We start from the raw sequence: 23,200 nt of genomic DNA on the forward strand, positions 1-23,200 counted from the left end.
CTACGGCCAGCGCCGCAGGCCGGGCAGAAGGCCACAGGCCGCAGGCCGGGCATAAGGCCGCAGGCCTACAAATATGGTCACGGCCGCAGGCCAGCGCATCGGGGAAATCGGTCCATCGTCAAAAAATTTGCGTGGAAACAATTCATTTCCCGCAAGATGGGTGGCGTGCATGATTGACAACCACCGATGTCAACAATGCTGGACGCAGCGTGTTGTTTAACGCCTGAAGGCGCCACGCTTTATGGCAGGGCTGGCCAGCTTGCGTTTCCCTCATGCGACCGAATTTGCATGAATATGGTAAATTGCTCGATTACCAATATCGAGCTGTTGCCATTGCTCGCCGGCGCAACAGGACACGACCGCATGCGCCAGACATCGGCAGCGCCGTCATGCCGGCCCCTCTTGTACTGACTGGACCACATTGAATTCGCGACACAGCTTTCTCGCCGGCGGCGGCGACATGGGCGCACTCATGCGCGAACACGACTGGCGCCGCAGTCCGCTCGGCACGCCGGATACCTGGCCGTCGACGCTGAAGACCCTGGTCCGCCTCCTGTTGTCGAGCAACCACCCGATGTTCATCTGGTGGGGCGAGGACCTGATCCAGTTCTACAACGATGCCTACAGCCGCACCTTGGGGCCGGAACGCCATCCGCAGGCGCTCGGCGCGCCGGGCCGGGAGTGCTGGGCCGAGGCCTGGCACCTGATCGGGCCCGACATCGAACGCGTCATGGCCGGCGGCTCGACCTGGTACGAAGACCGCCTGGTGCCGCTCACCCGCAACGGCGTGCGCGACAATGTCTGGTGGACCTATGGCTACAGCCCGATCGAGGACGAAGCCGGGATCCGCGGCGTGCTGGTGATTTGCAAGGAAGTCACCGAGGAACACCTGCTGCGCGAGCGGCTGGAGCAGACCAACCACGCCCTGATCGAGACCATGGACGAAGGCTTCTGCCTGATCGACATGGTGCGCGACGAAAACGGGCGCGCCGTCGACTACGAATTCGTCGAGGTCAACAAGGCGTTCTCGCACCAGACCGGCCTGCGCGACTGCGTGGGGCGGCGCGCGCGCGAGCTGGTGCCGGGGCTGGAACAGCGCTGGATCGACATCTACGACGAGATTGCCGTGACCGGTGAAGCGCGCCGCTTCGTCGAGGGCTCGTCGGCGATGGGCCGCTGGTTCAGCGTCTACGCCAGCCGCATCGCGCATCCCGGCGGGCGGCGCGTGGCCCTGCTGTTCACCGACATCAGCGAGCGCAAGCAGACCGAGGAGGCGCTGCGCGAGAGCGAGGCCAAGTTCCGCACCATCGCCGACGCCATGCCGCAGATGATCTGGTCGGCCACGCCCGACGGCCGCTTCGACTACGCCAACGAAGGCTGGCGCGGTTTTGCCGGCGTGGCGCCGGAGTCGCTGTACGGCGCCGGCTGGAAGACGCTGGCCGATCCCGAGGAACTGCCGGCCCTGCACCGGGCCTGGTTCGCATCGCAGGACGGCGGGGCGCCGTTCGAGATCGAGCATCACGCGCGCCACCGCAGCGGCGAATGGCGCTGGGTGCTGACGCGCGCGCTGCCGGTGCGCGACGCCGACGGCCGCATCCTGCGCTGGATGGGCACCATGACCGACATCCACGAGCAGAAGACGATTTCCGAGGAACTCAGGCTGGCGAACAGCCGCAAGGACGAGTTCCTGGCGATGCTGGCCCACGAGCTGCGCAATCCGCTGGCGCCGATCAGCACCGCGGCCCAGATCCTGAAACTGTCAAGCAACGATCCGAAGCGCCTGGCGCATGCGAGCGACGTGATCGGGCGCCAGGTGCGCCACATGGTCGAGCTGGTCGACGACTTGCTGGACGTCTCGCGCGTGAACCGTGGCCTGGCCGAACTCGAGCGGGTCGAGGTCGACATGCGCACCGTGCTGCACGGCGCGCTGGAACAGGCACGCCCGCTGATCGAGCGCCAGCGCCATACCTTGGTGGAGGAAGTGGGGCCAGGCCGCGCCATCGTCATCGGCGACAGCAAGCGCCTGGTGCAGGTGCTGGCGAACCTGCTGACGAACGCCGCCAAGTACACGCCGGAAGGCGGGCGCATCGCGGTCGCGCTGGCCACCACGCCGGACGAAATACGGCTGTCGGTAAGCGACAACGGCATCGGCATCGAGGCCGCCCTGCTGCCGCACATATTCGATTTGTTCACCCAGGCCACGCGCACCCCCGACCGCTCGCACGGCGGGCTCGGTCTTGGCCTGGCCCTGGTGCGCAGCATGATCGTGCTGCACGGCGGCCGGGTGGAGGCCGACAGCGCCGGCCTTGGCCAGGGCAGTTGCTTCACGGTGATCCTGCCGCGTCATGCGGATGCGCGGCGGCCTGCGCCGGCGGCGATTCCCGCGCAGTCATCTGGACAGCCGGTGCCTGCATTCACGCCACGGCGCGTGCTGATCGTCGACGACAACCGCGACGCCGCCGAGTCGCTGGGCGTGGTCCTGGGCGCCGCCGGGCACAGCGTGACGGTGGAAACGACGCCCGAGGCAGCACTGACGCGCGCGGCCGGCGAAGCCATCGACGTCTACCTGCTCGACATCGGCCTGCCCGGCATGGACGGCCACCGCCTGGTCGAACACCTGCGCGCCATGCCGAACGCCGCCGCTGCGCGGATGATCGCACTGAGCGGCTATGGCCAGGCCCAGGACATCGCAGCCTCGATGCAGGCCGGCTTCGACGCCCACCTGGTGAAGCCGGTCGAACTGCCGCAGCTGCTCGCCCTGCTGGCCGCTTGAAACGGCTGCGCCGCCTGGCGGCCATGCCGGATGCACGAAAACGCTTCCTGCACTGCACACCCGGTAATGTCGAGTAGGCGCAGGCCTGCACGGATTACTTGTCGTTCTTGTTGCTTTCTGAACCGGCCCGGGCGTGCTGTTCCGGCGTGCCGCCGCGCGTGGCATTGCCTTGGCCGCCGCCCTGGCCGCCCTCGTTGCCGCCCTGCTTGCCCCCTCCCTTGCCGCCGCTCTGCTTGTTGCCATCGTTCTTGTGGCTCATCGAGCCGGCACGGCGTGCCTCTTCCGACGTGAATTCATGCGCGTTTCCCGAGGCATGCGCCGCGCGCCCGCCTTCGCTGGCGATCTCGCGCTGGCGTTGCGGATCCATCGATGCGAAGCCGCGGTTGCTGGTGTTGCCTGCCTGCTTGTTGCCCCCATTGCCGTTGTTACCGCCCTGGTTGTTCGATGCCATGGTGACCTCCTCGTTGATTGCAGTCAGCCTGTCGTTGGCTGAGACAGCTACATGGTAGACAGCCGGCGGCTGGGATGGCACAGCCTGCCGGCCGTCGCCGTGTAGGATTGGTCCGGTAGCAGCATCGGCCAGGGCTGGCGCATGGCGGGCAATCTTTTACCTGAAAATGAACGCTTCAGCGTTCAAGATTTCGCCCCCGGATGCCGCCCGCACTGCGCCTTTCCTGCACGCCAAGCCCGCGCGTACCGGCGATATCGCGCAGCAGCAGGCGCAGGTCGCCGCCCTTTACCGGCTTCACGAAGTGGTAGTCGAAGCCGGTCGCCACCGCTGTGCGGTGTGCCTCTTCGCCGCCATAGCCGGTCACCGCGACCAGCACCGCGCCAGCTCCGGCCACCCCGGCGCGCAGGCGCCGCGCCAGTTCGTGGCCTTCCATGCCGGGCAGGCCGATGTCGAGCAGGTAGACGTCGGCCGGATGGTCGTGCGCCGCCGCCAGGGCCTCGGCCGCGGTGTGGACGGTGCGTACCGCGTGGCCGAAGTGCTGGACCATGATGCCCAGCATCTGGACGGCGTCGCGGTTGTCGTCGACCACCAGCACCTCGAGCGCCTGGCCGGCAGCGGCAGACTGCGGCGCATGCTCGCCGGCGGCGCCGGCCAGGCCAGGGGCCAGCGGCAGGGTCAGCGTAAAGCAGCTGCCCTGCCCCGGCCCGTCGCTGGCGGCGGCGATCTGGCCGCCGTGCAGCTCGACCAGCCGGCGCACCACTGCCAGCCCGATGCCGAGCCCGCCCTGGGCGCGGTCGGCATCGCGCTCGGCCTGGGCAAACAGTTCAAAGGCGCGCGCCATCAGCTCGTGCGTCATGCCGATGCCGTTGTCGCTCACGCTCAGGCGCGCGCGGCCGGCCTCGGCCTGCGCCGCCAGGCGGATGCGGCCGCCCGGCGGCGTGTACTTGGCGGCGTTGTTGAGCAGGTTGGCCACCACCTGCACCAGGCGCTTGCGGTCGCCATGGACGGTGAGCGGCGCCGCCTGCACGTCGAGCGCGAGACTGTGGCCGCGCGAGGCGATCAGCGGCTGCACCTGCTCCACCGCTTCGGCCACCACCGTGCCCAGGTCGAGCGGCGACTTGTCGACCACCGCCAGCCCGCGCGTGATGCGCGAGACGTCGAGCAGATCGTCGACCAGGCCGGTCAGGTGGCGCGCCTGGCGCCCGATGATGCTGCTGGCCTGCTTCACGGTGGCCGGCGTGGCGGCGCCATGCACCAGCAGCTCGGACGCCGCCATGATCGGCGCCAGCGGATTGCGCAGCTCGTGCGCCAGCATGGCCAGGAACTCGTCCTTGCGGCGGTCGGCGTCGCGCAGCGCGTTTTCGGCGCGCAGGCGCTCGGTCATGTCGAGCAGGACCACGACGGCGGCGTCGACCTGGCCGTCGTGCCCGCGGATCGGCGCGGCCGAGCACACCACGATGCGCCGCGCGCGGCTGGGGCCGAATGTCTCGATCTCGATCAGGTGGTGGGCGCTCGGTTCGCCGCGCAGGGCCGCCGCCAGCGGCCACTCGCTCGCGGCCAGCGCCTGGCCATGGCGCGCCGAGCCGTCGGCCCACCAGCCCTTCCATTCGCTGAAGTCGAGCGGCGCCGCGCCCGGCTCGCAGTGGCGGCGCCAGAGCGCGTCGTGGGCCGCATTCGACTCGATCACCTTGCCGCCGGCGTCGGCCAGCACGATGCCGACCGGCGCCGCCTGCAGCACGGCGCCCAGGCGCGCCCGCTCGGCCTCGGCCCGGCGCGCGGCGTCCAGGGCGTCGCGCCGGCTCAGCAGCAAGGCTTCTTCCGCCTGCTTGCGCGCACTGACCTCGATGCTGACGTGGTGGATGCAGCGCAGGCTGCCGTCGGCGTCGAAGACCGGTGTATTCGTCACCCCCCAGAAGCGCTCGACGAAGACTTCGCGGCCATCGGCCAGGATGCTGCGGATCGGGTAGCGCTGGGTGGTCAGGGATTGCGGCTCGCCGGTGGCCAGCACGCGGGCCAGCGCATTGCGCAGGGCCGTCACGCCATTGCTGTACGGATCGTCGGGATCCTCGGGCGGGGCCGGCAGCACGGCGAACAGCACCTGGCCGACCAGTTGCTCCCGGGTCTGGCCGACGTCGCGCAGGAAGGCCTCGTTGACATCCAGGATCACCGGGTCGGCACTCGCGGACAGCACGATGGCGCCGATCGGGGATCGGGTGAACATCGACTGGTAAAGCGTGGCGTCGAGCATGGTGCGGCTTCCTGTGACTAGCGAACGACCTAGGCTAGCCCAGCCATGCGAAACTGCCGGTGCGGTAATTAACAGTTTGTCATATTTAGGAACCGCGGCCCCGCATCCGGGGTGGAATTCCCGCCGCGAACAGGCCGCTTCAGCTGCCGAGGTGGAAGAAGATGCCCACGGCCAGTTCGGCCCACACATAAGCGAAAGCCAGGCCGAGCAGGCCGGCGCCGGCCAGGCGCTGGCGCCGGTTCGGCAGGCGGCGCAGCAGCAGGTCGAGCACGCTGCCGGCGCCCAGCAGCAGGACGGCGGCGACGAGGAAGTCGCTGCCGGTCCAGTTCACTTCGCGCGTGAACTGCATCGCCACCAGCGGCACCAGCAGGATCGCCGCCGTTCCCAACACGACCCGCAGAGCGCCCTTGCGGCTGCCGTGTGCATTGCCGCCATGTCCGCCAATCATTGTGCTCATCATTAAGCTCCGGGCCGTCGTTGTGGGTGGAAGGCCAGTGTGCCATGATTGACCGGGCGGCTCAACATGCGCGGGTCAATGCGCGCGAAGGACGAAAAAAAAAGCGGGCTAGGCCCGCTTTCTCTTGCAACACGGAAGACCCGATCAGGCCTTGTTGTTGCGGCGGCGCACTGCGGCGCCGGCGCCCAGCATGGCGACGGCGAACAGGGCCAGCGAACCCGGCTCCGGCACTTCCGCGTCGACCTCGGCCAGCTTGAACTGGCCATTGCCGCCGATGAAGAAGTACTCGTTGTTGCGGTTGCGGTAGGTACTACCATTGCAGCCGTTACCCGTGAAGCCGGCGAATTGGCAGACGATTTCGCTGACCTGGCGGGTGCTCGGCCGGCCGATCGTATTCGCGTTGGTAAAGGCGAAAGACAGGATAGATTCTTCCGACAAATCGTCGCCGTTGCCGCGGAAGAAGTAGCCGGGGTCGAGCTTGCCCGGCTCGGCGCTGGCAAACACGCTGACCTGGCCGTTGTTGACCGGGCTGCCGTTGGCATTGACCATGCCGCCGCCGCCGGCCAGCACATTGAACTCGGCAATCATCTCGCCCAGATTGGCGCCGTAGTAGCCGTCGGTGGTCGCGTACCGGTTGGTCGGGTTCTGGTACATGCGAATCGTACCACCAGTGAATTCAAAGGCGCCGCCCAGGGTGCCGGTGCCGACTGCCTCGAAGGTGGCCGTGATGTTGCCGCCAGGGAAGCGGCTGCTGAAGCTCTGGCCGTTGCTGTCGGCCTGGCGGATATTGTAGACCGCGGTTTCGCGGAAGCTGAAGCTGCCGTCGGTGCCGGTTGCGTTGAGTTGGATGAAGGCGTTGCCGTTGACGTCGAGATACTCGTTAATGACCTGGCCATTGGCGAAACCGCCGCCGGTCGGGTTGAAGACCCAGTTGTTGAGGACTGGACCAGCGTTTGCGGCACCAGCCGTCGACAGGGCCACAGCCGTCGCGCAGATGAGTTTCTTGAAGAGTTTCATGTTCGGTTTTCCGTGATAAGTGGCTGTTGGTAACAACCTATCCCTTGTAAAAGCAATCCCTGTGCCATCACGCCTGAAACGATATAAATCAAGGATTTACGCCTGGCGAAATATGCACGCGTAAATACGTGTAAGGATTCCCGACACTTTTCGGCACCAGGAAACTCGACTGTATAGTTCGACTCCCGGGCCGCATACCGCTGAGCCGGCATGGACAATTTGTCCAGCTAACGGAACATGCAGTTTCCGGGCCAGGTCCTATAATTCACATATGCACAGGATCACGAGACACTGGACCGCGTATGCCTGGATCGCCGCCCTGGCCATCCTGTTCAACGCGCTCGCCCCGGTCGTCTCGCATTCGCTGAGCATGGCTTCCAGCACGGCGCGCCAGGTTGAAATCTGTACCGCGATGGGCATCGAGATGGTGCCGATGGCGGACGAATCGTCTTCGCCCTCCTCCTCCGACGCCCTGCTCAAGGGATTCATGCACTGCGCCTATTGCGCGCCGCATGCGGGCGCATTCGCCCTGTTGCCGCCGGCCGCCGCCATGGCTGCCGTACTGGGCGGACACGACGCCTATCCTCCGCTGTTCTATCGTGCGCCGCAGCCCCTGTTCGGGTGGTCGTCCGCGCAGCCGCGCGGCCCGCCCGCGCTGGCCTGACCCGCACACGCCCTTCCGGCCGCCTGCACGCGCCGCCCTTCCCCGAACGGCGGCGCCAGCTTGACGACCCTGCGCACCATGCCGGTGGCGCATGGTCTCACCCATGGCGGCCGGCATCGACCACCGGCAGCACGAATAGAACATCACCATGACAACGCAGTTCCCTACGCAATTGCCTGGGCATGCGGCGCAGCCGCGCCCGGCATCCACGCGCCTCTACCTTGCCTGCCTGCTCGCACTCGGCACGGGCATCGGCGGTGCCGCCAGCGCCTCGGCCGAGGAAGCCGCCATCCCGACGGTGCTGGTCACCGGCAGCAGCCAGGACGGCAAGCTGAAAGGCGACACCTCGACCGGCTCGAACCTGGGTTTGTCGCGCCTGGAAACGCCGGCCAGCGTCGACGTCATCACCCGCAAGCAGCTCGAGGAGCGCGGCGACGCCAACCTGACCGAGGCGATCACGCGCGCGCCCGGCATCAGCAACATGGGCCATCCGGGCAACGGCAGTTCCTCGCTCAGCGCGCGCGGCTTCACCGACACCGTCTCGGTGCTGCGCCTGTACGACGGCATGCGCCAGTACGGCGGCGCCGGCCTCACCTTCCCCTTCAGCACCTGGGCGGTCGAACGCATCGAGGTCCTGCGCGGCCCGGCCGCCGTGATCTACGGCGAAGGCGCGATCGGCGGCGTGGTCAACATCATTCCCAAGGCGCCGACGCGCGGCGCCGTGCAGAACGAACTGCAGGCGGCAGTCGGCACCGAAGGCACGCGCCGGCTCGCCGTGGGCAGCGGCGGCGCCATCGGCGAACGCTGGTCGTATCGCTTCGACGCCAGCGGCGAAGAATCAAGCGGCTGGGTCGAGCGCGGCGATTCCAGCAACCGCGCCTTTTCCGGCGCGCTGCGCTTCGACGTGTCGCCCGAGCTCGACGTGCGCCTGAGCCTGGCGCACGGCCGGCAAAACCCGATGCGCTACTTCGGCACGCCGCTGGTGGACGGACGCCAGCTGGAAGCGCTGCGCGAGAAGAACTACAACGTCGGCGACAGCCGCATCGCCTACCAGGACAGCTGGGCCGATCTGCTGGCGAACTGGCGCCCGCACGGCGGCGTGCTGGTGCGCACGCGCCTGTACCACGTGGACAGCGAGCGCCACTGGCGCAATGCCGAGGCCTATGTCTACAACCCGGCGAGCGGCCTGGTGGACCGCTCGGACAACACCGAAATCCTGCACGACCAGAAGCAGACCGGCATCACCAGCGATGCCGCCTTCAAGGGCGCCCTCTTCGGCCTGGAGAATACGCTGTCGCTGGGCTTCGACGTCAACCGCGCCGAGTTCACGCACACGAACAATACCTATGTCGGCTCCTCGGGCGCGGTCGACCCGTTCGATCCGGTGCCGGGTGTCTTCAGCAGCGCCGTGCCGACCATTCCGCGCTACCGCACCGAAGCGAAACAGTATGCGCTGTTCATGGAAGACCGGCTGGCCCTGACGCCGCAATGGTCGCTCGTCGGCGGCCTGCGCTACGACCATGCCGACGTGGAGCGGCATAACCTGGTGGCGGGCAGCCTCGCCTTCGACAAGACCTTTGCGAATGTGGGCTGGCGCCTGGGTACCGTGTATGCGCTGGCGCCGGACCTCAGCGTGTACGGCCAGCTGTCGAAGGCGGCCGATCCGGTCAGCGCGCTGTTCTTCCTGTCGCCGGCGAACAGCAGGTTCAAGAATGCCACCGGGCGCGGGCTGGAAGTCGGCGTCAAGCAGGCCTTCGGGGACAAGCGCGGCGAGTGGACACTGGCCGTGTACGACATCGAGAAGGACAACCTGCTGACGCGCGACCCGGCCAATCCGGCGCAGAGCATCCAGGTGGGCGAGCGTTCCTCGCGCGGCATCGAAGGCACGCTGAACCTGAGCCTGGCGCAGGGCTGGACGCTGGACGCGAACGCCGCCTTGCTGCGCGCGCGCTTCGACGACTTCCGGGAAGCTGTGGGCGGCGTGCCGGTGTCGCGTGCCGGGAACCGTCCGCCGGATGTGCCAGAGCGGACCGCCAACCTCTGGCTGCACTGGGACTTCCAGCCCGGCTGGAGCGCCGGCGCCGGTTTGCGCCATGTGGGCGCCCGCTATGCCGACAACGCGAATACCCTGGAGATGGCGTCGTACACCACCACCGACCTGTCGCTGCGCTGGAAGGCGACCGCGCAGACCAGCCTGACGCTGCGCGGCTTCAACGTCTTCGACAAGCGCTACTACACCACCGCCTACTACACGCCGACGCAATGGCTGGTGGGGCCGGACCGCCGCGTCGAGCTGGTGCTCGACCACCGGTTCTGAGCGGGGCGCGGCATGGGCTTTATGGGTAGAGCCAAGCGCATGACTTTCCTGGTCCACCGCTGGACCGGGGTGCTGATGTGCGTGCTGATGGCGCTGTGGTTCGTCAGCGGAATCGTGATGCTGTTCGTCGGCTATCCGAAGCTGACGCCCCCGGAGCGGATGGCAGGCCTGCCGGCCTTATCGGCTTCCGGCTGCTGCGTCGACGTATCCGCCGCGCTGGCGCAAAGCCGCGATCCCGCTGCGGTGAAAGGCATCGTGCTGACCTCAATCGGCGGGCGGCCGCATTATGTGCTGGCCGAGGGCGACGGCAGCCGGGTTGCGGTGGATGCCGTCGACGGCACGCGGCTGGCCGCCGGCCCTGGCCAGGCGCTTGCCTCGGCGCGTGCCTTCCTGCATGGCGCGCCTGCCAGGTACATGGGCTTTATCGAGGAAGACCGCTGGACGCATTCGCGTTCGCTGGGGGCGCACCGGCCGCTGCACGTGGTCGAGATGGGCGACGCCGCGGCCACCCGCCTCTACCTGTCGTCGGCGACCGGCCAGGTGGTGCTGGATGCGCCGCGTGCCGAACGGCTGTGGAACTTCGTCGGCGCCTGGCTGCACTGGCTCTACATGTTCCGCAAACAGCCGACCGACCCGGTATGGAGCTGGACGGTGATCGTCTTGTCGAGCATCGGCGTGGTGTCGGCCCTGGCCGGCGCGCTGAACGGCATCTGGCGCTGGCGCTTTGCAGGCACCTACAAGAGCGGCTCGAAGTCGCCGTTTCGCGAGGCTTGCCTGCGCTGGCACCACATCCTCGGGCTGTCGTTCGGCGCGCTGCTGCTGGCCTGGATCTTCAGCGGCCTGATGTCGATGAATCCGCTGGGCGTGTTCGATGCAAAGGGGCCGCGGCCGGACCTGGCGGCGTTCGAGGGCGGCAGCGCGGCCTCGCTGCGCCTGCCCGTGCGGGCGTCGCAGGCCGTCGCGCTGCTGGCGGCGCAAGGCTTCCGGGCCAGCGAACTGGAATGGCGGGTGCTGGGCGGCCAGCCCTACATCCTGGCGCGCGACGGACTGGCGCGGACGCGGCTGGTCGTGTCCGAATACGGTGGGTATGCCGTGCGCGAGCGCTGGCCCGAACCCGTGCTGCTCGCGGCGGCGCCGCGCCTGCTGGCGCAGCCGATGGTGCGCAGCGAAACACTGCATGGCTACGACGCCTACTACTACCAGCGCCAGGAACAGTCGATGTACGGCGCCGACGACAAGCGCCTGCCGGTACTGCGCGCCGTCTTCGACGATCCCGGCCGCACCTGGGTGCACCTGGACCTGTACACCGGCCAGGTCGAATCGAGCCTGGACAGTTCGGAGCGCGTCGGCCGCTGGCTGTTCAACTTCCTGCACAGCTGGGACTTGCCGGCGATGCTCGATGCGCCGTGGTGGCGTGAAGCGGCGCTGATCCTGCTGTGCATCGGCGGCGTGCTGCTGAGTGCCACCGCGGTGGTATTGGGTGCGCGCCGGCTGCGAAAGTCGGCCACGAAGATCGCGACACGCTGACCGGTGCGGCTGCGCAAACCGTACGGTGGGCACTCCGTGCCCACGCGGATGCTTGAACAATGTTAGCGGCGTTCGATGCGCGCACGTGGCCCAGACGTAGCGCCAACAAATGATCATTGTTGGCGCCACATCTGGGCATCCGATGCGGCTCCGGCATGCGCCAACACGACGCATCGTTCCGCGTGGGCACGGGGTGCCCACCGTACGGTCAACCACCGTGGCAGGTTGCAGGCATCGGCTGCGCAAACCGACGCAAACGACATCACACCCCAGCCCTCGGCCCAATCCCCAGCGTCGCCGCAAAATGCGCAATCAACGCCTGCACCTTCGGCACGTGCTGGCGCGTTCTCTGCCAGACCAGATGCAGCGGCAGTCCGCGCGTGGCCAGCTGCGGCAGCACCTGCACCAGCCGCCCCTCGCGCAACTGGCCCTCGACCAGCCAGGTCGCCAGCTGGCCGATCCCCAGGCCCGCCTCCACCGCCGCTACCTGCGCCTCGGCCTGGCCCAGCACGATCCGCCCTTCCACATGCTGGCGCGCCAGCGGCGCCTGGCCATCGTCGATCAGCCAGGGGCTGGTACTGCCATCGGCACGCCCGTAGAGGACGGCCGCGTGCCGCCACAGTTCGTCCAGCGATTGCGGCGCGCCGTGCAGCGCGATATAGGCGGGCGATGCGCAGAACACCAGTTCCTCGTGCCCGAGATAGCGGTAGTCGAGCGCCGCCGGCCAGGTGTCGCCGCCGCCGATGCGCACCACCAGGTCCAGGCCATCCTCGACCGGATCGACGAAACGGTCGGTGAACGACACCTGCGGCAGCACCTGCGGATAACGCTCGGCAAAGTCCAGCAAGGCGGGCAAGGCGTGCATGCGGCCGAAGGTGGCGGGCAGGTCGACCCGCAGGCGCCCGGACGGTTCGATCTCGTCGGCGGAAATCACGCGCTCGGCCGCCTCGAGTTCTTCCAGCACGCGCACGCACACCTTGTAGAACACCTCGCCGGCATCGGTCAGCTCCAGGCGGCGCCGGCTGCGGTCGAACAGCGGCTGGCCCAGGCGTTCTTCCAGGCGCGCGACGGCCTTGCCGACCGCCGAGTTGGTGAGGTTCAGGCGCGCAGCCGCGGCCGTGAAGCTGCCGGCTTCCGCCACGGCGACAAAGGTCGCCAGGCCTTTCAGGCGTTCCGAAGGGGTCATCTTTCTTAGCGAATTTAATTCCATTTAGGTGGCGAATTTATATCCAACAGGGGAATTCTATTCTTTATTACGATGCACGGTCTATTTCTGGAACTGCGCATTGCCTACACCATGACCACAACAACAATTTCCCCTTCCCTGCCCCGCTCCGGCGGCGCCGCCATTCCCATCCTGGCCATTGCCGCCTTCGTGATCGTGACCACGGAATTCCTGATCGTCGGCCTGCTGCCCTCGCTTGCCCGCGAGCTCGGCATTGCCGTGTCCACCGCCGGCCAGCTGGTGACGATGTTCGCCGTCGTCGTCATGCTGTGCGGCCCCTTCCTCACCGCCTGGCTCGCCAACGTCGACCGCAAGCGCCTGTTCGTGGCGATCCTGGTCCTGTTCGCCGCATCGAACGGCCTGGCGGCGCTGGCGCCGAACATCTGGGTGCTGGCCATCGCGCGCCTGTTGCCGGCGCTGGCGCTGCCGGTGTTCTGGGGCACGGCCAGCGAAACGGCGGCCCAGATCGCCGGACCTGAGCGCGGCGGCAAGGCCGTGGCGACGGTCTACCTCGGGATCTCGGCCGCCATGCTGTTCGGTATTCCGCTCGGCACCCTGGCCTCGAACGCCATCGGCTGGCGCGGCGCCTTTGCCCTGCTGGCAGTGCTGTCGCTGGTGATCGCGCTGCTGATCCAGATCAGCATGCCGGCCGTGCGCGCAGCCGCCAAGGTAGCCGTCGGCGAGCAGGCCGCGATCCTGAAAAGCCCCTTCTTCCTGGCGAACGTCGCCTTGTCGGTGCTGGTGTTCACGGCGATGTTCGCGGGCTATACCTACCTGGCCGAGACGCTGGAAAAATCGGCCGGCATCGCACCAGGCCAGGTGGGCTGGTGGCTGATGGGCTTTGGCGCCGTCGGCCTGTTCGGCAACTGGCTGGGCGGGCGCTGGGTCGACAGCAAGCCGCTGGCCACCACCGCCCTGTTCAGCGCGCTGCTGGCGCTGGGCATGGCGGCCAGCATGGCGCTGGTCGGCTCGCGGCTGTGGTTCGCGCTGGCGCTGGCGCTGTGGGGAATTGCGAATACGGCGCTGTACCCGATCTGCCAGATCCGCGTGATGAAGGCGGCGGCCAAGGCGCAGGCGCTGGCCGGGACGATCAACGTGTCGGCGGCGAATGGCGGGATTGCGTTCGGCGCCATGATCGGGGGCCTGAGCGTGTCAACCTGGGGCGCGGGCTACGTTGGTTATGTATCGGCGGGCATCGCGCTGCTGGCGGTGCTTGGCAGTGGCCTGGTGGCCAAGCTCCGGTCCGCCTGACTGGTCGGCCAGCCTGGCGATTCATGGCTGTATGCCAAGCGCCGCCAGGCGCGCCTCGCTTTCGCGTGCATCGAGATCGGCCTGACGCTGCTCGCGCGCATCCTTGCGGCGCATGTACAGGGCGTTCATGACGAAGGTGAGGACGGCGGTGCCGATACCGACGGCAACGCCGACGTCGGTGAGTGTCAGCGATGCACAGACCGCGCTGATGGCGCCGGCATAGCTGCTGAATTCCGGTACGGTGATCTTGCTCATTACATGCCTTTCGATCGGGCCGTGCTGCATGCGCCCAAAACAGCCTCCGCCCAGCGCCGGCATTGGCCAGTTCAACTACACGACGGCGTGCGCGGTTCATGTTCTGCTGCAAAATCGCCCTGATTTTGTGCTCGCTCAAACGCCTCCAATGACTTAATATTAGTCTGACTAATCAAAACGGTCAACAGTCCGACTAATTTTCTTGTTCAGCAGTCTGACTAATTGTAGAATGCAATTTTTACCATCCCTTATGCGCATGCCTGCCCTTCCCCTCACCCCAGCGCAGCTCGACGATGCTGCGCGCCTGAAGCAGCGCTTCGCCGAATGGCAGAAGCGCCAGAAGGACGCCGGCCACCCTGCTTCGCAAGAGGCGGCCGGTGAGCTGCTGGGCTTCAATCAGAGTGCGCTCAGCCAATACCTGAATGGGCGTATCCCCCTGAACGTCGGCGCCGCCACCCGGTTTGCTTCGGTCATGGGCTGCACTGTGGCGGACTTCAGTCCCCGCTTGCAGGAACAGTTAAGCGGCTACGTGTCGGCCGCCATGCCGGATGGTGTGGCGGCGAATGATGGCGTGCTGGCCAGGGCCAGGCGCGTGCTCCAATCGGAAGACGCGGACACGGTCGGGGTCCGGCTGGTCACCTTGAAACTGCGCGCCGGCGTGGCGCGTTTCGGCACCGAACCCGTGGTAGAGGACAGCGGCAGCATCCGGATTCCACGCGCGGACATCGAACGCGGCAAGCTCAATCCGGACAAGCTGATTGCGATCCAGGTGCGCGGCCAGAGCATGGAACCTCTGATGTTCGAGGATGATGTGATCGTGATCGATCCGACCGACAAGAAGCTGGTCAATCGGGAGCTGTATGCGCTGAACTTCGATGGCGATTGCTGCGTGAAGCAGATGGTCAAGCGTAGCGGGGAGTGGTATCTGCATTCGGTGAATCCGGACTTCGGGCCGGTGAATGCGCGTAGCGGGGAGTTCAGCGTGATTGGGCGGGTGGTGTACCAGCCGGGACGGTCGCTGCGGGGAAGGCTCTAGGAATGCCAGGTAGGAAATGGCTGCTTTGAGTGGACTCGGCCGATGAAAATGCCAGTCCATCACTGCAGCTGCAGCGATGCCCGATGTAGTTTGCTTAGTACAGCAGCGAGTTCAGGTAGTACATCTGCTTGATGGGCGCGATCTCGTTTGGCAGGATACCGTTGATCGCTGGTATCAGGTTCGCATGCTCGGACGTGGCAGGCTCGATGCGCGAGCGGGTGTCAGTTACACCCAGGGTGCCGTTGATCCCAGTGTGCAGGTTCGACACGCCGGTAGAGAAACTGCCTTCCAGTGCCTCGGCTGCCAGCAGGATGTTCGAGCGGCCGCCGGCGCCCATGCTGAACGCAAGGTCGACCGCGGTAGCGCGTAGGGCGCTTGCTATCCATCATAAATAGGCTATACTTTAACCTGTACAGTTAATCGTACAAGTCTTCATCCGTTAGATACATACTCATACTTACGACGGCGCCCATACCAAATTCGCTAACGACCCTATCTAACTACTCATTCCAACGGATAAGCAAGGGAGTGCCCCCATGAGAATCATCAATTTTTCTGATGCTCGCAACAGTCTTCGGACCGTTATCGACCAAGTGGTCGAGGATGCCGACGTGACAGTGATTTCACGTCGTGATGCGGCTGATGCCGTCGTCATGTCTTTCGATTACTACAGCAGCCTCATGGAGACTGTCTACCTGTTGAGCTCGCCTGCAAATGCAGCTCATTTGGCAAAATCCATCGCGCAAGCTCGTGCAGGTCAAGCGAGGCATCGGGAGCTGATCGACGTACCCGAAGCTAAGGAAGAGCAAGATGCGCAATCTGAAGTTCACGGATGAGCCTTGGACCGACTATATCTACTGGCAAACGCAAGATAGAAAGACGCTGAAACGTATCAATGAGCTGATCAAAGACGTCCAGCGCGATCCTTTCGTCGGGATCGGTAAGCCAGAGCCTCTCAAGCACAGCCTGAGCGGCTTTTGGTCAAGGCGAATTGACGAAGCAAACCGCCTCGTCTACCAAGCCGACGATGACGAAATAACCGTCATCAGCTGCCGCTATCACTACTGACCGTCAAGGGCTTCTCTACCGTTGATGAGCCCTTGTTCTTTCGACTGCATGAACGTCGGCACAGTGCCTGACATGATCCCCAGGTCTTCGAAGAGCTGCGGCTATTCGGCCCAGGCACGCCCTGCATCCTCTCAGGGAGGGGATAAAAAAAGCCCCTGATCGGGGCTTTTGGGTATCTTGGCGGAGAGAGGGGGATTCGAACCCCCGGTAGGCTATGAACCTACACACGCTTTCCAGGCGTGCGACTTAAACCACTCATCCATCTCTCCTGATGGGTTCCGCGCATGCGTTCACGCGAAGCCGCCTATTATAGCAAGGATTCTCGACTGTACAAGAGCATCCTGACAAGCATCTCGCCATGACGCCGCACGTGAGCCTGGCGAGGACAGTCGAGTGACCCAACCGGAGAACGCGATGGAAATGAAGAAGATTAATGCCGGCAAGCTGCGCGCCATTGGCTACGACGCACGCGAGCGCCTACTCCGCGTGGAATTTGACGATGGCAACGCCATCGACTATGCCGCAGTCGGCACCGAAGTGTGGCGCAAGCTTTCCACCTCGGCTTCGCCCTGGAGCTATTACCGCGACAACATCGAAGAAGAATTCACCGGCCGCCGTGGCCGTGCCGCCGTCTCGACCGACAAGCACACCCTCGACCGCGAGGCCCTGATGAAAGCCTTCGGCGGCGATCCGGACGGCGCGTAGACAGTCAATAAGACAACGCCGCCCTGCCAAAACAGGGCGGCGCCGACACGCCATCGATTCAGGCCCCCAGCAACCGAGCCGGGCGCCATCACATCAGGACGCTTCCTTGAGCTGCTCCAGGATCGCCGGATTCTCCAGCGTCGACACGTCCTGGGTAATCGTCTCGCCCTTGGCCAGCACGCGCAGCAGGCGGCGCATGATCTTGCCCGAACGCGTCTTCGGCAGGTTATCGCCAAAGCGGATCTCCTTCGGCTTGGCGATCGGTCCGATCTCCTTGCCGACCCAGGTGCGCAGCTCGGCCGCCAGCTTCTTGGCCTCCTCGCCCGTCGGCCGCGCCTGCTTGAGCACGACAAACGCGCAGATCGACTCGCCGGTCGTATCGTCCGGCTTGCCAACGACGGCCGCCTCGGCCACGATCGGATTGGCCACCAGCGCCGACTCGATCTCCATCGTGCCCATGCGGTGCCCCGACACGTTCAGCACGTCGTCGATGCGGCCGGTAATCGTGAAGTAAGCCGTATCCTTGTTGCGGATCGCACCATCGCCCGCCAGGTAATACTTGCCGCCCAACTCCTCAGGGAAGTAGCTGGTCTTGAAGCGCTCCGGGTTGTTCCAGATGGTGCGGATCATCGACGGCCACGGACGCTTCACGACCAGGATACCGCCCTGCCCGTTCGCCACGTCCGCACCGGATTCGTCGACGATTGCCGCCATGATGCCCGGCAGCGGCAGCGTGCACGAGCCCGGCACCATCGGCGTCGCGCCCGGCAGCGGGGTAATCATGTGGCCGCCGGTTTCGGTCTGCCAGAAGGTGTCGACGATCGGGCAGCGTTCGCCGCCCACGTTCTTGTAGTACCACATCCAGGCTTCCGGATTGATCGGCTCGCCCACCGAACCCAGCAAACGCAGCGAGGACAGATCGTAGTTCTTCGGGTGGACTTTTTCGTCCACATCCGAGGCCTTGATCAGCGAGCGGATCGCCGTTGGCGCGGTGTAGAAGATCGACACCTTGTGCTTGGCGATGGTGTCCCAGAAGCGGCCGGCGTTCGGGTAGGTCGGCACGCCTTCGAACACGACCTGCGTGCCGCCGACGGCCAGCGGGCCATAGGCGATGTAGCTGTGGCCGGTCACCCAGCCGATGTCGGCGGTGCACCAGAACACGTCTTGCGGCTTGATGTCGAACGACCATTTCATGGTCAGCGCGGCCCACAGCAGGTAGCCGCCGGTCGAGTGCTGCACGCCCTTCGGCGTACCGGTCGAGCCCGAAGTGTAGAGGATGAACAGCGGGTGCTCGGCATCTACCCATTCCGGCTCGCACTCGGCAGCCTGGCCATCGACCAGGTCGCTCAGCCAGATATCGCGCCCTTCCTGGAAGGCGATGTTGCCGCCGGTGCGCTTGTAGACGATCACGTCCTTGACGGAATCGCAGCCGCCCAGCGCCAGCGCCTCGTCGACGATGGACTTCAAAGGCAGCGCCTTGCCGCCGCGCTGTTGTTCATCTGCCGTGATGACGGCGACAGCGCCGGCATCGATGATGCGTTCCTGCAGCGACTTGGCCGAGAAGCCGCCGAACACCACCGAGTGGGTGGCGCCGATGCGCGCGCAGGCCTGCATCGCGGCCACGCCTTCGATCGACATCGACATGTAGATGATGACGCGGTCGCCCTTCTTGATGCCGCGGGACTTCAGGCCATTCGCGAATTTGCAGACGCGCTCGTGCAGCTCGCGGTAGGTGGCGCGGGTGACGCTGCCGTCGTCGGCCTCGAAGATGATGGCGGCCTTGTCGGCGTTGCCGTTGCTGAGGTTGCGGTCGAGGCAGTTGTACGATGCGTTCAGCTGGCCATCCTTGAACCACTTGTAGAAAGGCGCATCCGATTCGTCGAGCGTGCTGGTGAAGTCCTGGTGCCAGTCGAGGTGCTCGCGCGCCAGGCGCGCCCAGAAGCCCTCGTAGTCGCTTTCCGCTTCGGCGCACAGCTTGTTGTAGGCGTCCATGCCCGAAATCGTGGCATTGGCAACGAACCCGGCTGGCGGCGCGAACACGCGGTGTTCCTGCAAGCCCTGGTTTTCCTGATTGGTCTCGTTCTCGGCCATGCTAGTCTCCATGTAGTAGTCGTTTTGCCAGACACCATAGGCGTGCTCGCTTACTGAACGCTTACGAGCCGCCATCCCTTGTGCGTGTGATTCTACCAACCATCGGGCAAACCGATGCGGCCTGCTGCAACGCGGCAGGAGAGGTGTAAAATGATGGGCTGTATTTTGACGCACCCTTGGAGCTTTACCCGATGTCGCAGAACCTCCCAGCAAACGAACAACGCAAGCTCTCTCCCCTCAGCAACCTGATTTTCGCCAGCCGCTGGCTGCAGCTGCCGCTCTACCTGGGCCTGATCCTGGCGCAGTGCGTCTACGTGTTCCATTTCTGGGTCGAGCTGAAGGACCTGATCGGCGCCGCCTTTGGCAACATGGATTCGCTGAACCACATCCTCGATGTCGTCACCGTGCCGGGTTCCGAGCGTCCGAAAAAGCTGACCGAAACCACGATCATGCTGGTGGTGCTGGGCCTGATCGACGTGGTCATGATCTCGAATTTGTTGATCATGGTGATCGTCGGCGGCTACGAAACCTTTGTCTCGCGCATGCACCTGGAAGGCCACCCCGACCAGCCGGAATGGCTGTCGCACGTGAACGCCTCGGTACTGAAGACCAAGCTGGCGATGGCCATCATCGGCATTTCCTCGATCCACCTGCTGAAAACCTTCATCAATGCCGGCGCCTACGACCCCAAGGTCCTGATTGCCCAGACCACGATCCATTGCGCCTTCCTGGTCTCGGCCCTGGCCATTTCCTGGACCGACCGCATTACCACCACCACGCACCACCAGCCAAAGCACCACTAACATCACAAGAGAATTGTCATGACAGTCATCAAACAGGAAGACCTGATCGAATCGGTCGCCGCTGCGCTCCAGTACATCAGCTATTACCACCCGGCTGACTACATCCAGCACCTGGCGCGCGCCTATGAAGCCGAGCAAAGCCCGGCAGCAAAAGACGCGATCGCGCAGATCCTGACCAACTCGCGCATGTGCGCCGAAGGCAAGCGCCCGATCTGCCAGGACACCGGCATCGTCAACGTGTTCCTGAAGATCGGCATGAACGTGCGCTTCGAAGGTTTCGGCAGCGGCTCGATCACCGACGCCGTCAACGAAGGCGTGCGCCGCGCGTACAACTTCCCGGACAACAAGCTGCGCGCCTCGATCGTCGCCGACCCGCACTTCGAGCGCAAGAACACCAAGGACAACACCCCGGCCGTGGTCCACATGGAACTGGTCCCGGGCGACACCGTCGACGTGAAAGTCGCGGCCAAGGGCGGCGGCTCGGAAAACAAGACCAAGTTCGTGATGCTCAATCCATCCGACTCGCTGGTCGACTGGGTCCTGAAAACGGTGCCGCTGATGGGCGCCGGCTGGTGCCCGCCGGGCATGCTCGGCATCGGCATCGGCGGCTCGGCCGAGAAGGCCATGCTGATGGCCAAGGAGTCGCTGATGGAAGACATCGACATGTACGAGCTCAAGCAGCGCGGCCCGCAGAACAAGACGGAAGAACTCCGTATCGAACTGTGCGACAAGATCAACGCGCTCGGCATCGGCGCCCAGGGCCTGGGCGGCCTGACCACCGTGCTCGACGTGAAGATCAGCATGTACCCGACCCACGCGGCGTCGAAACCTGTCGCGATGATCCCGAACTGCGCCGCCACCCGCCACGCCCACTTCGTGCTGGACGGCTCCGGCCCTTCTTACATCGAACCGCCTGCGCTGTCGACCTGGCCGGACGTGCAGTGGACCCCGGACACCCAGAAATCGAAGCGCGTCGACCTCGACACCCTCACCAAGGAAGAAGTCGCATCCTGGCAGCCGGGCCAGACCCTGCTCCTGAACGGCAAGATGCTGACCGGCCGCGACGCCGCCCACAAGCGCATCCAGGACATGCTGGCGCGCGGCGAGCAGCTGCCGGTGGACTTCACCAACCGCGTGATCTATTACGTCGGCCCGGTCGATCCGGTCGGTTCGGAAGTCGTCGGCCCCGCAGGCCCGACCACCGCGACGCGCATGGACAAGTTCACCGACATGATGCTGGAGAAGACCGGCCTGATCTCGATGATCGGCAAGGCCGAGCGCGGCCCGCTGGCGATCGAATCGATCCAGAAGCACAAGTCGGCCTATTTGATGGCGGTCGGCGGCTCGGCCTACCTGGTGTCGAAGGCAATCAAGTCGGCGAAAGTGGTCGGCTTCGAAGACCTGGGCATGGAAGCGATCTACGAGTTCGACGTGCAGGACATGCCAGTGACGGTGGCCGTCGATTCGACCGGCACCTCGGTGCACAACACCGGTCCGAAGGAATGGGCCGCGAAGATCGAATCGCTGAAAGGCATTCCGGTCGCAGTCGTTTGATGACCTGGGCGGCGCTGCATGCGCCGCCTTTTTTCTTATGACACCCCATCTTCCCTCTCCCAACGCGCCGGTCGGCATTTTCGATTCCGGCGTCGGCGGCCTCTCGGTCCTGCGCCATATCCGCGCGCAGCTGCCGCACGAACACCTGCTGTACTTCGCCGACTCCGGCTTCGCGCCCTACGGCGGCAAGCCCGAATCCGTGGTAGCCGAGCGCGTGCTGGCGGTCGGCAGCTTCCTCGTCGAGCAAGGCGTGAAAGCCGTCGTCGTCGCCTGCAACACCGCCACCGTGGCGGCGATTGCGCGCCTGCGCGAGCGCTTTCCCGATTTGATCATCGTCGGCGTCGAACCGGGCCTGAAGCCGGCGGCGGCGGCCACGCGCAGCGGCACCGTCGGCGTGATCGCCACCGAGCGCACGCTGGCCGGCGCCAAGTTCCTGCAGCTGCGCGACCAGATCGGCGCCGCCACCGGCGCCCGCTTCCTGCTGCAGCCCTGCCCCGGGCTGGTCGACCAGATCGAACTGGGCGAACTCGCGTCCGACGCCACCGACGCGCTGCTGGCACGCTTCATCGTGCCGCTACTGGATGCAGGCGCCGATACCCTGGTGCTGGGCTGCACCCACTATCCGCTGGTGCAGGCCTCGATCGAAAAGCTGATTGTGCGCACCACTGACCGTACTGTAACGCTGATCGATACAGGCGAAGCGGTGGCGCGGCATTTGGCACGTTTGCTGGCGGCCGGCGGTCTGGCGAATATGGCGTCCGATACGGCGTCCGATACGGCGCGCCTGGACGGCTACACCAGCGCCAGCGCGACCGCCCTATCGGCAGCGTTTGCCAGCCTGCTGGGCATCGACCCGCCGGTGCACGAGGTCGCCTTAAGCGCGTCCGGAACAATGTTGATCGGACCTAACAATTAGATTTGCCAGTTTGCTTCGGAGTTTGTATAATCTTGTTCTGTCTTCGCAGCACTGAAGACAAACAAGAAGTAAGCAAGACAATGGTGGCTGTAGCTCAGTTGGTAGAGTCCAGGATTGTGATTCCTGTTGTCGTGGGTTCGAGTCCCATCAGCCACCCCAAGAATTCGCGGTAAAAGAAAAGGGTTACCAGTTTCGGCTGGTAACCCTTTTTTCTTGTCCTCCGAAAGTGCAAGGGGCCGGCGGACAGCGCGCCGCCGCCGCCGCCCCTCCTGCCGTATCAACCCCTCAGCGGAATGCCACCCAGGGCTGATAGTTTCGGCTGGTAGGAAACCGTCTGCAGGATGAATGGCGCCAGGGTAAAGAAAATCACCACGCATGCCACCACGAGCGGCATGATGAAACTGCCGGATGTGCCGCCGATCACGACCGCAAAGGCCAGCAGGAGCAGGCTCACCACGATCGACATCAGGAACAGGCCGCTACTGCGCTTCCAGTAGTAAACCTGGCCATCCTGCAGCTTTACCCCGATCAGCATGTTCTTGTTCAGGAACAGCGTCACTTCATGCCCCAGGCCTTTCTGGATGAAGTCGTCCAGGCTTTGCGCCGTCACGATCTTTTGCAGGATCGTATTGCCGATCTGGATCGTGTTGTACTTCACCATCGAGGAGCCGACCCTCCCATGCGAGACCGAGCCTGAACCGAGCATCTTCAGTTGACCAGTTACCTCTTTCATCGAACATCCTTTAGTGTTGGTAGTGGATTTCCCAGAACCAATTTTATCGGTGTTCAGCACCACCGTGTCAGAAAAAGAACGGTCAGGCTCCGCATGGACATGGATAACA

Annotated in this window: 21 protein-coding genes and 2 tRNA genes; 13 read left to right on the top strand and 10 right to left on the bottom strand. The window is 65.1% G+C overall.

Annotated features, from left to right (window positions below):
* Nucleotides 1–421: 421 nt before the first annotated feature.
* Nucleotides 422–2,773 (top strand): hybrid sensor histidine kinase/response regulator, encoded by a 2,352-nt coding sequence (locus tag QWL29_RS09030; RefSeq protein ID WP_305822557.1) that lies wholly within the window; start codon nucleotides 422–424, stop codon nucleotides 2,771–2,773.
* Nucleotides 2,774–2,867: 94 nt separating this feature from the next.
* Here the strand turns inward: QWL29_RS09030 and QWL29_RS09035 are convergent, their stop codons facing one another.
* The 4 genes from QWL29_RS09035 to pepA all read right to left on the bottom strand — a co-directional run bounded on the left by QWL29_RS09035 (nucleotide 2,868) and on the right by pepA (nucleotide 6,946).
* Complete coding sequence (locus QWL29_RS09035) at nucleotides 2,868–3,224, bottom strand: KGG domain-containing protein (protein WP_305822558.1); 357 nt, start codon at nucleotides 3,222–3,224, stop codon at nucleotides 2,868–2,870.
* Nucleotides 3,225–3,399: 175 nt separating this feature from the next.
* The gene (locus tag QWL29_RS09040) at nucleotides 3,400–5,472 is read right to left on the bottom strand and encodes a hybrid sensor histidine kinase/response regulator (RefSeq protein ID WP_305822559.1); all 2,073 of its coding nucleotides are present in this window, start codon (nucleotides 5,470–5,472) and stop codon (nucleotides 3,400–3,402) included.
* A 139-nt stretch (nucleotides 5,473–5,611) separates the two neighbouring features.
* Nucleotides 5,612–5,929, bottom strand: coding sequence for a hypothetical protein (locus QWL29_RS09045; protein ID WP_305822560.1), 318 nt, complete (start codon nucleotides 5,927–5,929; stop codon nucleotides 5,612–5,614).
* 144 nt (nucleotides 5,930–6,073) lie between these two features.
* Nucleotides 6,074–6,946 carry a flocculation-associated PEP-CTERM protein PepA gene (gene pepA, locus QWL29_RS09050; RefSeq protein WP_305822561.1) on the bottom strand — a complete coding sequence of 291 codons (873 nt, stop codon included), beginning with the start codon at nucleotides 6,944–6,946 and terminating at the stop codon, nucleotides 6,074–6,076.
* Nucleotides 6,947–7,217: 271 nt separating this feature from the next.
* On the opposite strand from pepA, the gene QWL29_RS09055 reads away from it, so the two are divergent.
* From QWL29_RS09055 to QWL29_RS09065, 3 genes are all read left to right on the top strand, one after another.
* Nucleotides 7,218–7,610, top strand: a complete 393-nt coding sequence (locus QWL29_RS09055) for a DUF2946 domain-containing protein (RefSeq protein WP_305822562.1) — start codon at nucleotides 7,218–7,220, stop codon at nucleotides 7,608–7,610.
* Between the two features lie 148 nt (nucleotides 7,611–7,758).
* Nucleotides 7,759–9,927 (top strand): TonB-dependent receptor, encoded by a 2,169-nt coding sequence (locus tag QWL29_RS09060; protein WP_305822563.1) that lies wholly within the window; start codon nucleotides 7,759–7,761, stop codon nucleotides 9,925–9,927.
* Nucleotides 9,928–9,966: 39 nt separating this feature from the next.
* Nucleotides 9,967–11,454, top strand: coding sequence for a PepSY-associated transmembrane domain-containing protein (locus QWL29_RS09065; RefSeq protein WP_305822564.1), 1,488 nt, complete (start codon nucleotides 9,967–9,969; stop codon nucleotides 11,452–11,454).
* A gap of 262 nt (nucleotides 11,455–11,716) precedes the next feature.
* Here QWL29_RS09065 and QWL29_RS09070 read toward each other — a convergent pair whose 3' ends face one another.
* The gene (locus QWL29_RS09070) at nucleotides 11,717–12,640 is read right to left on the bottom strand and encodes a LysR family transcriptional regulator (protein ID WP_305822565.1); all 924 of its coding nucleotides are present in this window, start codon (nucleotides 12,638–12,640) and stop codon (nucleotides 11,717–11,719) included.
* Between the two features lie 111 nt (nucleotides 12,641–12,751).
* Between QWL29_RS09070 and QWL29_RS09075 the strand changes: the two genes are divergently transcribed.
* Nucleotides 12,752–13,930 (top strand): MFS transporter, encoded by a 1,179-nt coding sequence (locus tag QWL29_RS09075; RefSeq protein WP_305822566.1) that lies wholly within the window; start codon nucleotides 12,752–12,754, stop codon nucleotides 13,928–13,930.
* Between the two features lie 21 nt (nucleotides 13,931–13,951).
* Here QWL29_RS09075 and QWL29_RS09080 read toward each other — a convergent pair whose 3' ends face one another.
* Nucleotides 13,952–14,185: a phage holin family protein gene (locus QWL29_RS09080; protein WP_305822567.1), complete on the bottom strand. Its 234-nt coding sequence runs from the start codon at nucleotides 14,183–14,185 to the stop codon at nucleotides 13,952–13,954.
* Between the two features lie 256 nt (nucleotides 14,186–14,441).
* On the opposite strand from QWL29_RS09080, the gene QWL29_RS09085 reads away from it, so the two are divergent.
* Nucleotides 14,442–15,221, top strand: a complete 780-nt coding sequence (locus tag QWL29_RS09085) for a LexA family transcriptional regulator (protein WP_305822568.1) — start codon at nucleotides 14,442–14,444, stop codon at nucleotides 15,219–15,221.
* A 94-nt stretch (nucleotides 15,222–15,315) separates the two neighbouring features.
* Here the strand turns inward: QWL29_RS09085 and QWL29_RS09090 are convergent, their stop codons facing one another.
* Complete coding sequence (locus QWL29_RS09090) at nucleotides 15,316–15,558, bottom strand: hypothetical protein (RefSeq protein ID WP_305822569.1); 243 nt, start codon at nucleotides 15,556–15,558, stop codon at nucleotides 15,316–15,318.
* 199 nt (nucleotides 15,559–15,757) lie between these two features.
* Between QWL29_RS09090 and QWL29_RS09095 the strand changes: the two genes are divergently transcribed.
* Together QWL29_RS09095 and QWL29_RS09100 are read left to right on the top strand one after the other, a co-directional pair.
* Entirely contained in the window at nucleotides 15,758–16,057 is a 300-nt protein-coding gene (locus QWL29_RS09095; RefSeq protein ID WP_305822570.1) for a type II toxin-antitoxin system Phd/YefM family antitoxin, read from the top strand.
* Nucleotides 16,032–16,289 (top strand): Txe/YoeB family addiction module toxin, encoded by a 258-nt coding sequence (locus tag QWL29_RS09100; protein ID WP_305822571.1) that lies wholly within the window; start codon nucleotides 16,032–16,034, stop codon nucleotides 16,287–16,289. Before QWL29_RS09095 ends, QWL29_RS09100 begins: the two co-directional genes overlap by 26 nt.
* Nucleotides 16,290–16,467: 178 nt before the next feature.
* On the opposite strand, the gene QWL29_RS09105 is transcribed toward QWL29_RS09100, so the two are convergent.
* Nucleotides 16,468–16,558, bottom strand: a tRNA-Ser gene (locus QWL29_RS09105).
* Nucleotides 16,559–16,682: 124 nt separating this feature from the next.
* On the opposite strand from QWL29_RS09105, the gene QWL29_RS09110 reads away from it, so the two are divergent.
* On the top strand, nucleotides 16,683–16,994 hold the full coding sequence (locus QWL29_RS09110) for a KTSC domain-containing protein (RefSeq protein ID WP_305822572.1): 312 nt from the start codon (nucleotides 16,683–16,685) through the stop codon (nucleotides 16,992–16,994).
* A gap of 93 nt (nucleotides 16,995–17,087) precedes the next feature.
* Here QWL29_RS09110 and acs read toward each other — a convergent pair whose 3' ends face one another.
* The gene (gene acs / locus QWL29_RS09115; protein WP_305822573.1) at nucleotides 17,088–19,085 is read right to left on the bottom strand and encodes an acetate--CoA ligase; all 1,998 of its coding nucleotides are present in this window, start codon (nucleotides 19,083–19,085) and stop codon (nucleotides 17,088–17,090) included.
* A 191-nt stretch (nucleotides 19,086–19,276) separates the two neighbouring features.
* On the opposite strand from acs, the gene QWL29_RS09120 reads away from it, so the two are divergent.
* The 4 genes from QWL29_RS09120 (at nucleotide 19,277) to QWL29_RS09135 (ending at nucleotide 22,517) form a co-directional block, all read left to right on the top strand.
* Nucleotides 19,277–19,888, top strand: a complete 612-nt coding sequence (locus QWL29_RS09120) for a YqhA family protein (RefSeq protein WP_305822574.1) — start codon at nucleotides 19,277–19,279, stop codon at nucleotides 19,886–19,888.
* An 18-nt stretch (nucleotides 19,889–19,906) separates the two neighbouring features.
* Entirely contained in the window at nucleotides 19,907–21,442 is a 1,536-nt protein-coding gene (locus QWL29_RS09125; RefSeq protein ID WP_305822575.1) for a fumarate hydratase, read from the top strand.
* 37 nt (nucleotides 21,443–21,479) lie between these two features.
* The gene (murI, locus tag QWL29_RS09130; protein ID WP_305822576.1) at nucleotides 21,480–22,358 is read left to right on the top strand and encodes a glutamate racemase; all 879 of its coding nucleotides are present in this window, start codon (nucleotides 21,480–21,482) and stop codon (nucleotides 22,356–22,358) included.
* An 83-nt stretch (nucleotides 22,359–22,441) separates the two neighbouring features.
* Nucleotides 22,442–22,517: transfer RNA gene (locus QWL29_RS09135), tRNA-His, on the top strand.
* Between the two features lie 118 nt (nucleotides 22,518–22,635).
* On the opposite strand, the gene QWL29_RS09140 is transcribed toward QWL29_RS09135, so the two are convergent.
* The gene (locus QWL29_RS09140) at nucleotides 22,636–23,091 is read right to left on the bottom strand and encodes a hypothetical protein (RefSeq protein ID WP_305822577.1); all 456 of its coding nucleotides are present in this window, start codon (nucleotides 23,089–23,091) and stop codon (nucleotides 22,636–22,638) included.
* Nucleotides 23,092–23,200: the final 109 nt, after the last annotated feature.

Origin of the sequence: Massilia brevitalea, from assembly GCF_030711405.1 — a bacterium.
GTDB lineage: Bacteria > Pseudomonadota > Gammaproteobacteria > Burkholderiales > Burkholderiaceae_D > Telluria > Telluria brevitalea.

Bases quoted from the DNA above. Each gene is read 5' to 3' on its own strand.
- QWL29_RS09035 (WP_305822558.1), bottom strand. From the start codon at position 3,224: ATGGCATCGAACAACCAGGGCGGTAACAACGGCAATGGGGGCAACAAG.
- QWL29_RS09040 (WP_305822559.1), bottom strand. From the start codon at position 5,472: ATGCTCGACGCCACGCTTTACCAGTCGATGTTCACCCGATCCCCGATC.
- QWL29_RS09045 (WP_305822560.1), bottom strand. From the start codon at position 5,929: ATGAGCACAATGATTGGCGGACATGGCGGCAATGCACACGGCAGCCGC.
- pepA (WP_305822561.1), bottom strand. From the start codon at position 6,946: ATGAAACTCTTCAAGAAACTCATCTGCGCGACGGCTGTGGCCCTGTCG.
- QWL29_RS09055 (WP_305822562.1), top strand. From the start codon at position 7,218: ATGCACAGGATCACGAGACACTGGACCGCGTATGCCTGGATCGCCGCC.
- QWL29_RS09060 (WP_305822563.1), top strand. From the start codon at position 7,759: ATGACAACGCAGTTCCCTACGCAATTGCCTGGGCATGCGGCGCAGCCG.
- QWL29_RS09065 (WP_305822564.1), top strand. From the start codon at position 9,967: ATGACTTTCCTGGTCCACCGCTGGACCGGGGTGCTGATGTGCGTGCTG.
- QWL29_RS09070 (WP_305822565.1), bottom strand. From the start codon at position 12,640: ATGACCCCTTCGGAACGCCTGAAAGGCCTGGCGACCTTTGTCGCCGTG.
- QWL29_RS09075 (WP_305822566.1), top strand. From the start codon at position 12,752: ATGACCACAACAACAATTTCCCCTTCCCTGCCCCGCTCCGGCGGCGCC.
- QWL29_RS09080 (WP_305822567.1), bottom strand. From the start codon at position 14,185: ATGAGCAAGATCACCGTACCGGAATTCAGCAGCTATGCCGGCGCCATC.
- QWL29_RS09085 (WP_305822568.1), top strand. From the start codon at position 14,442: ATGCCTGCCCTTCCCCTCACCCCAGCGCAGCTCGACGATGCTGCGCGC.
- QWL29_RS09090 (WP_305822569.1), bottom strand. From the start codon at position 15,558: ATGGGCGCCGGCGGCCGCTCGAACATCCTGCTGGCAGCCGAGGCACTG.
- QWL29_RS09095 (WP_305822570.1), top strand. From the start codon at position 15,758: ATGAGAATCATCAATTTTTCTGATGCTCGCAACAGTCTTCGGACCGTT.
- QWL29_RS09100 (WP_305822571.1), top strand. From the start codon at position 16,032: ATGCGCAATCTGAAGTTCACGGATGAGCCTTGGACCGACTATATCTAC.
- acs (WP_305822573.1), bottom strand. From the start codon at position 19,085: ATGGCCGAGAACGAGACCAATCAGGAAAACCAGGGCTTGCAGGAACAC.
- QWL29_RS09120 (WP_305822574.1), top strand. From the start codon at position 19,277: ATGTCGCAGAACCTCCCAGCAAACGAACAACGCAAGCTCTCTCCCCTC.
- QWL29_RS09125 (WP_305822575.1), top strand. From the start codon at position 19,907: ATGACAGTCATCAAACAGGAAGACCTGATCGAATCGGTCGCCGCTGCG.
- murI (WP_305822576.1), top strand. From the start codon at position 21,480: ATGACACCCCATCTTCCCTCTCCCAACGCGCCGGTCGGCATTTTCGAT.
- QWL29_RS09140 (WP_305822577.1), bottom strand. From the start codon at position 23,091: ATGAAAGAGGTAACTGGTCAACTGAAGATGCTCGGTTCAGGCTCGGTC.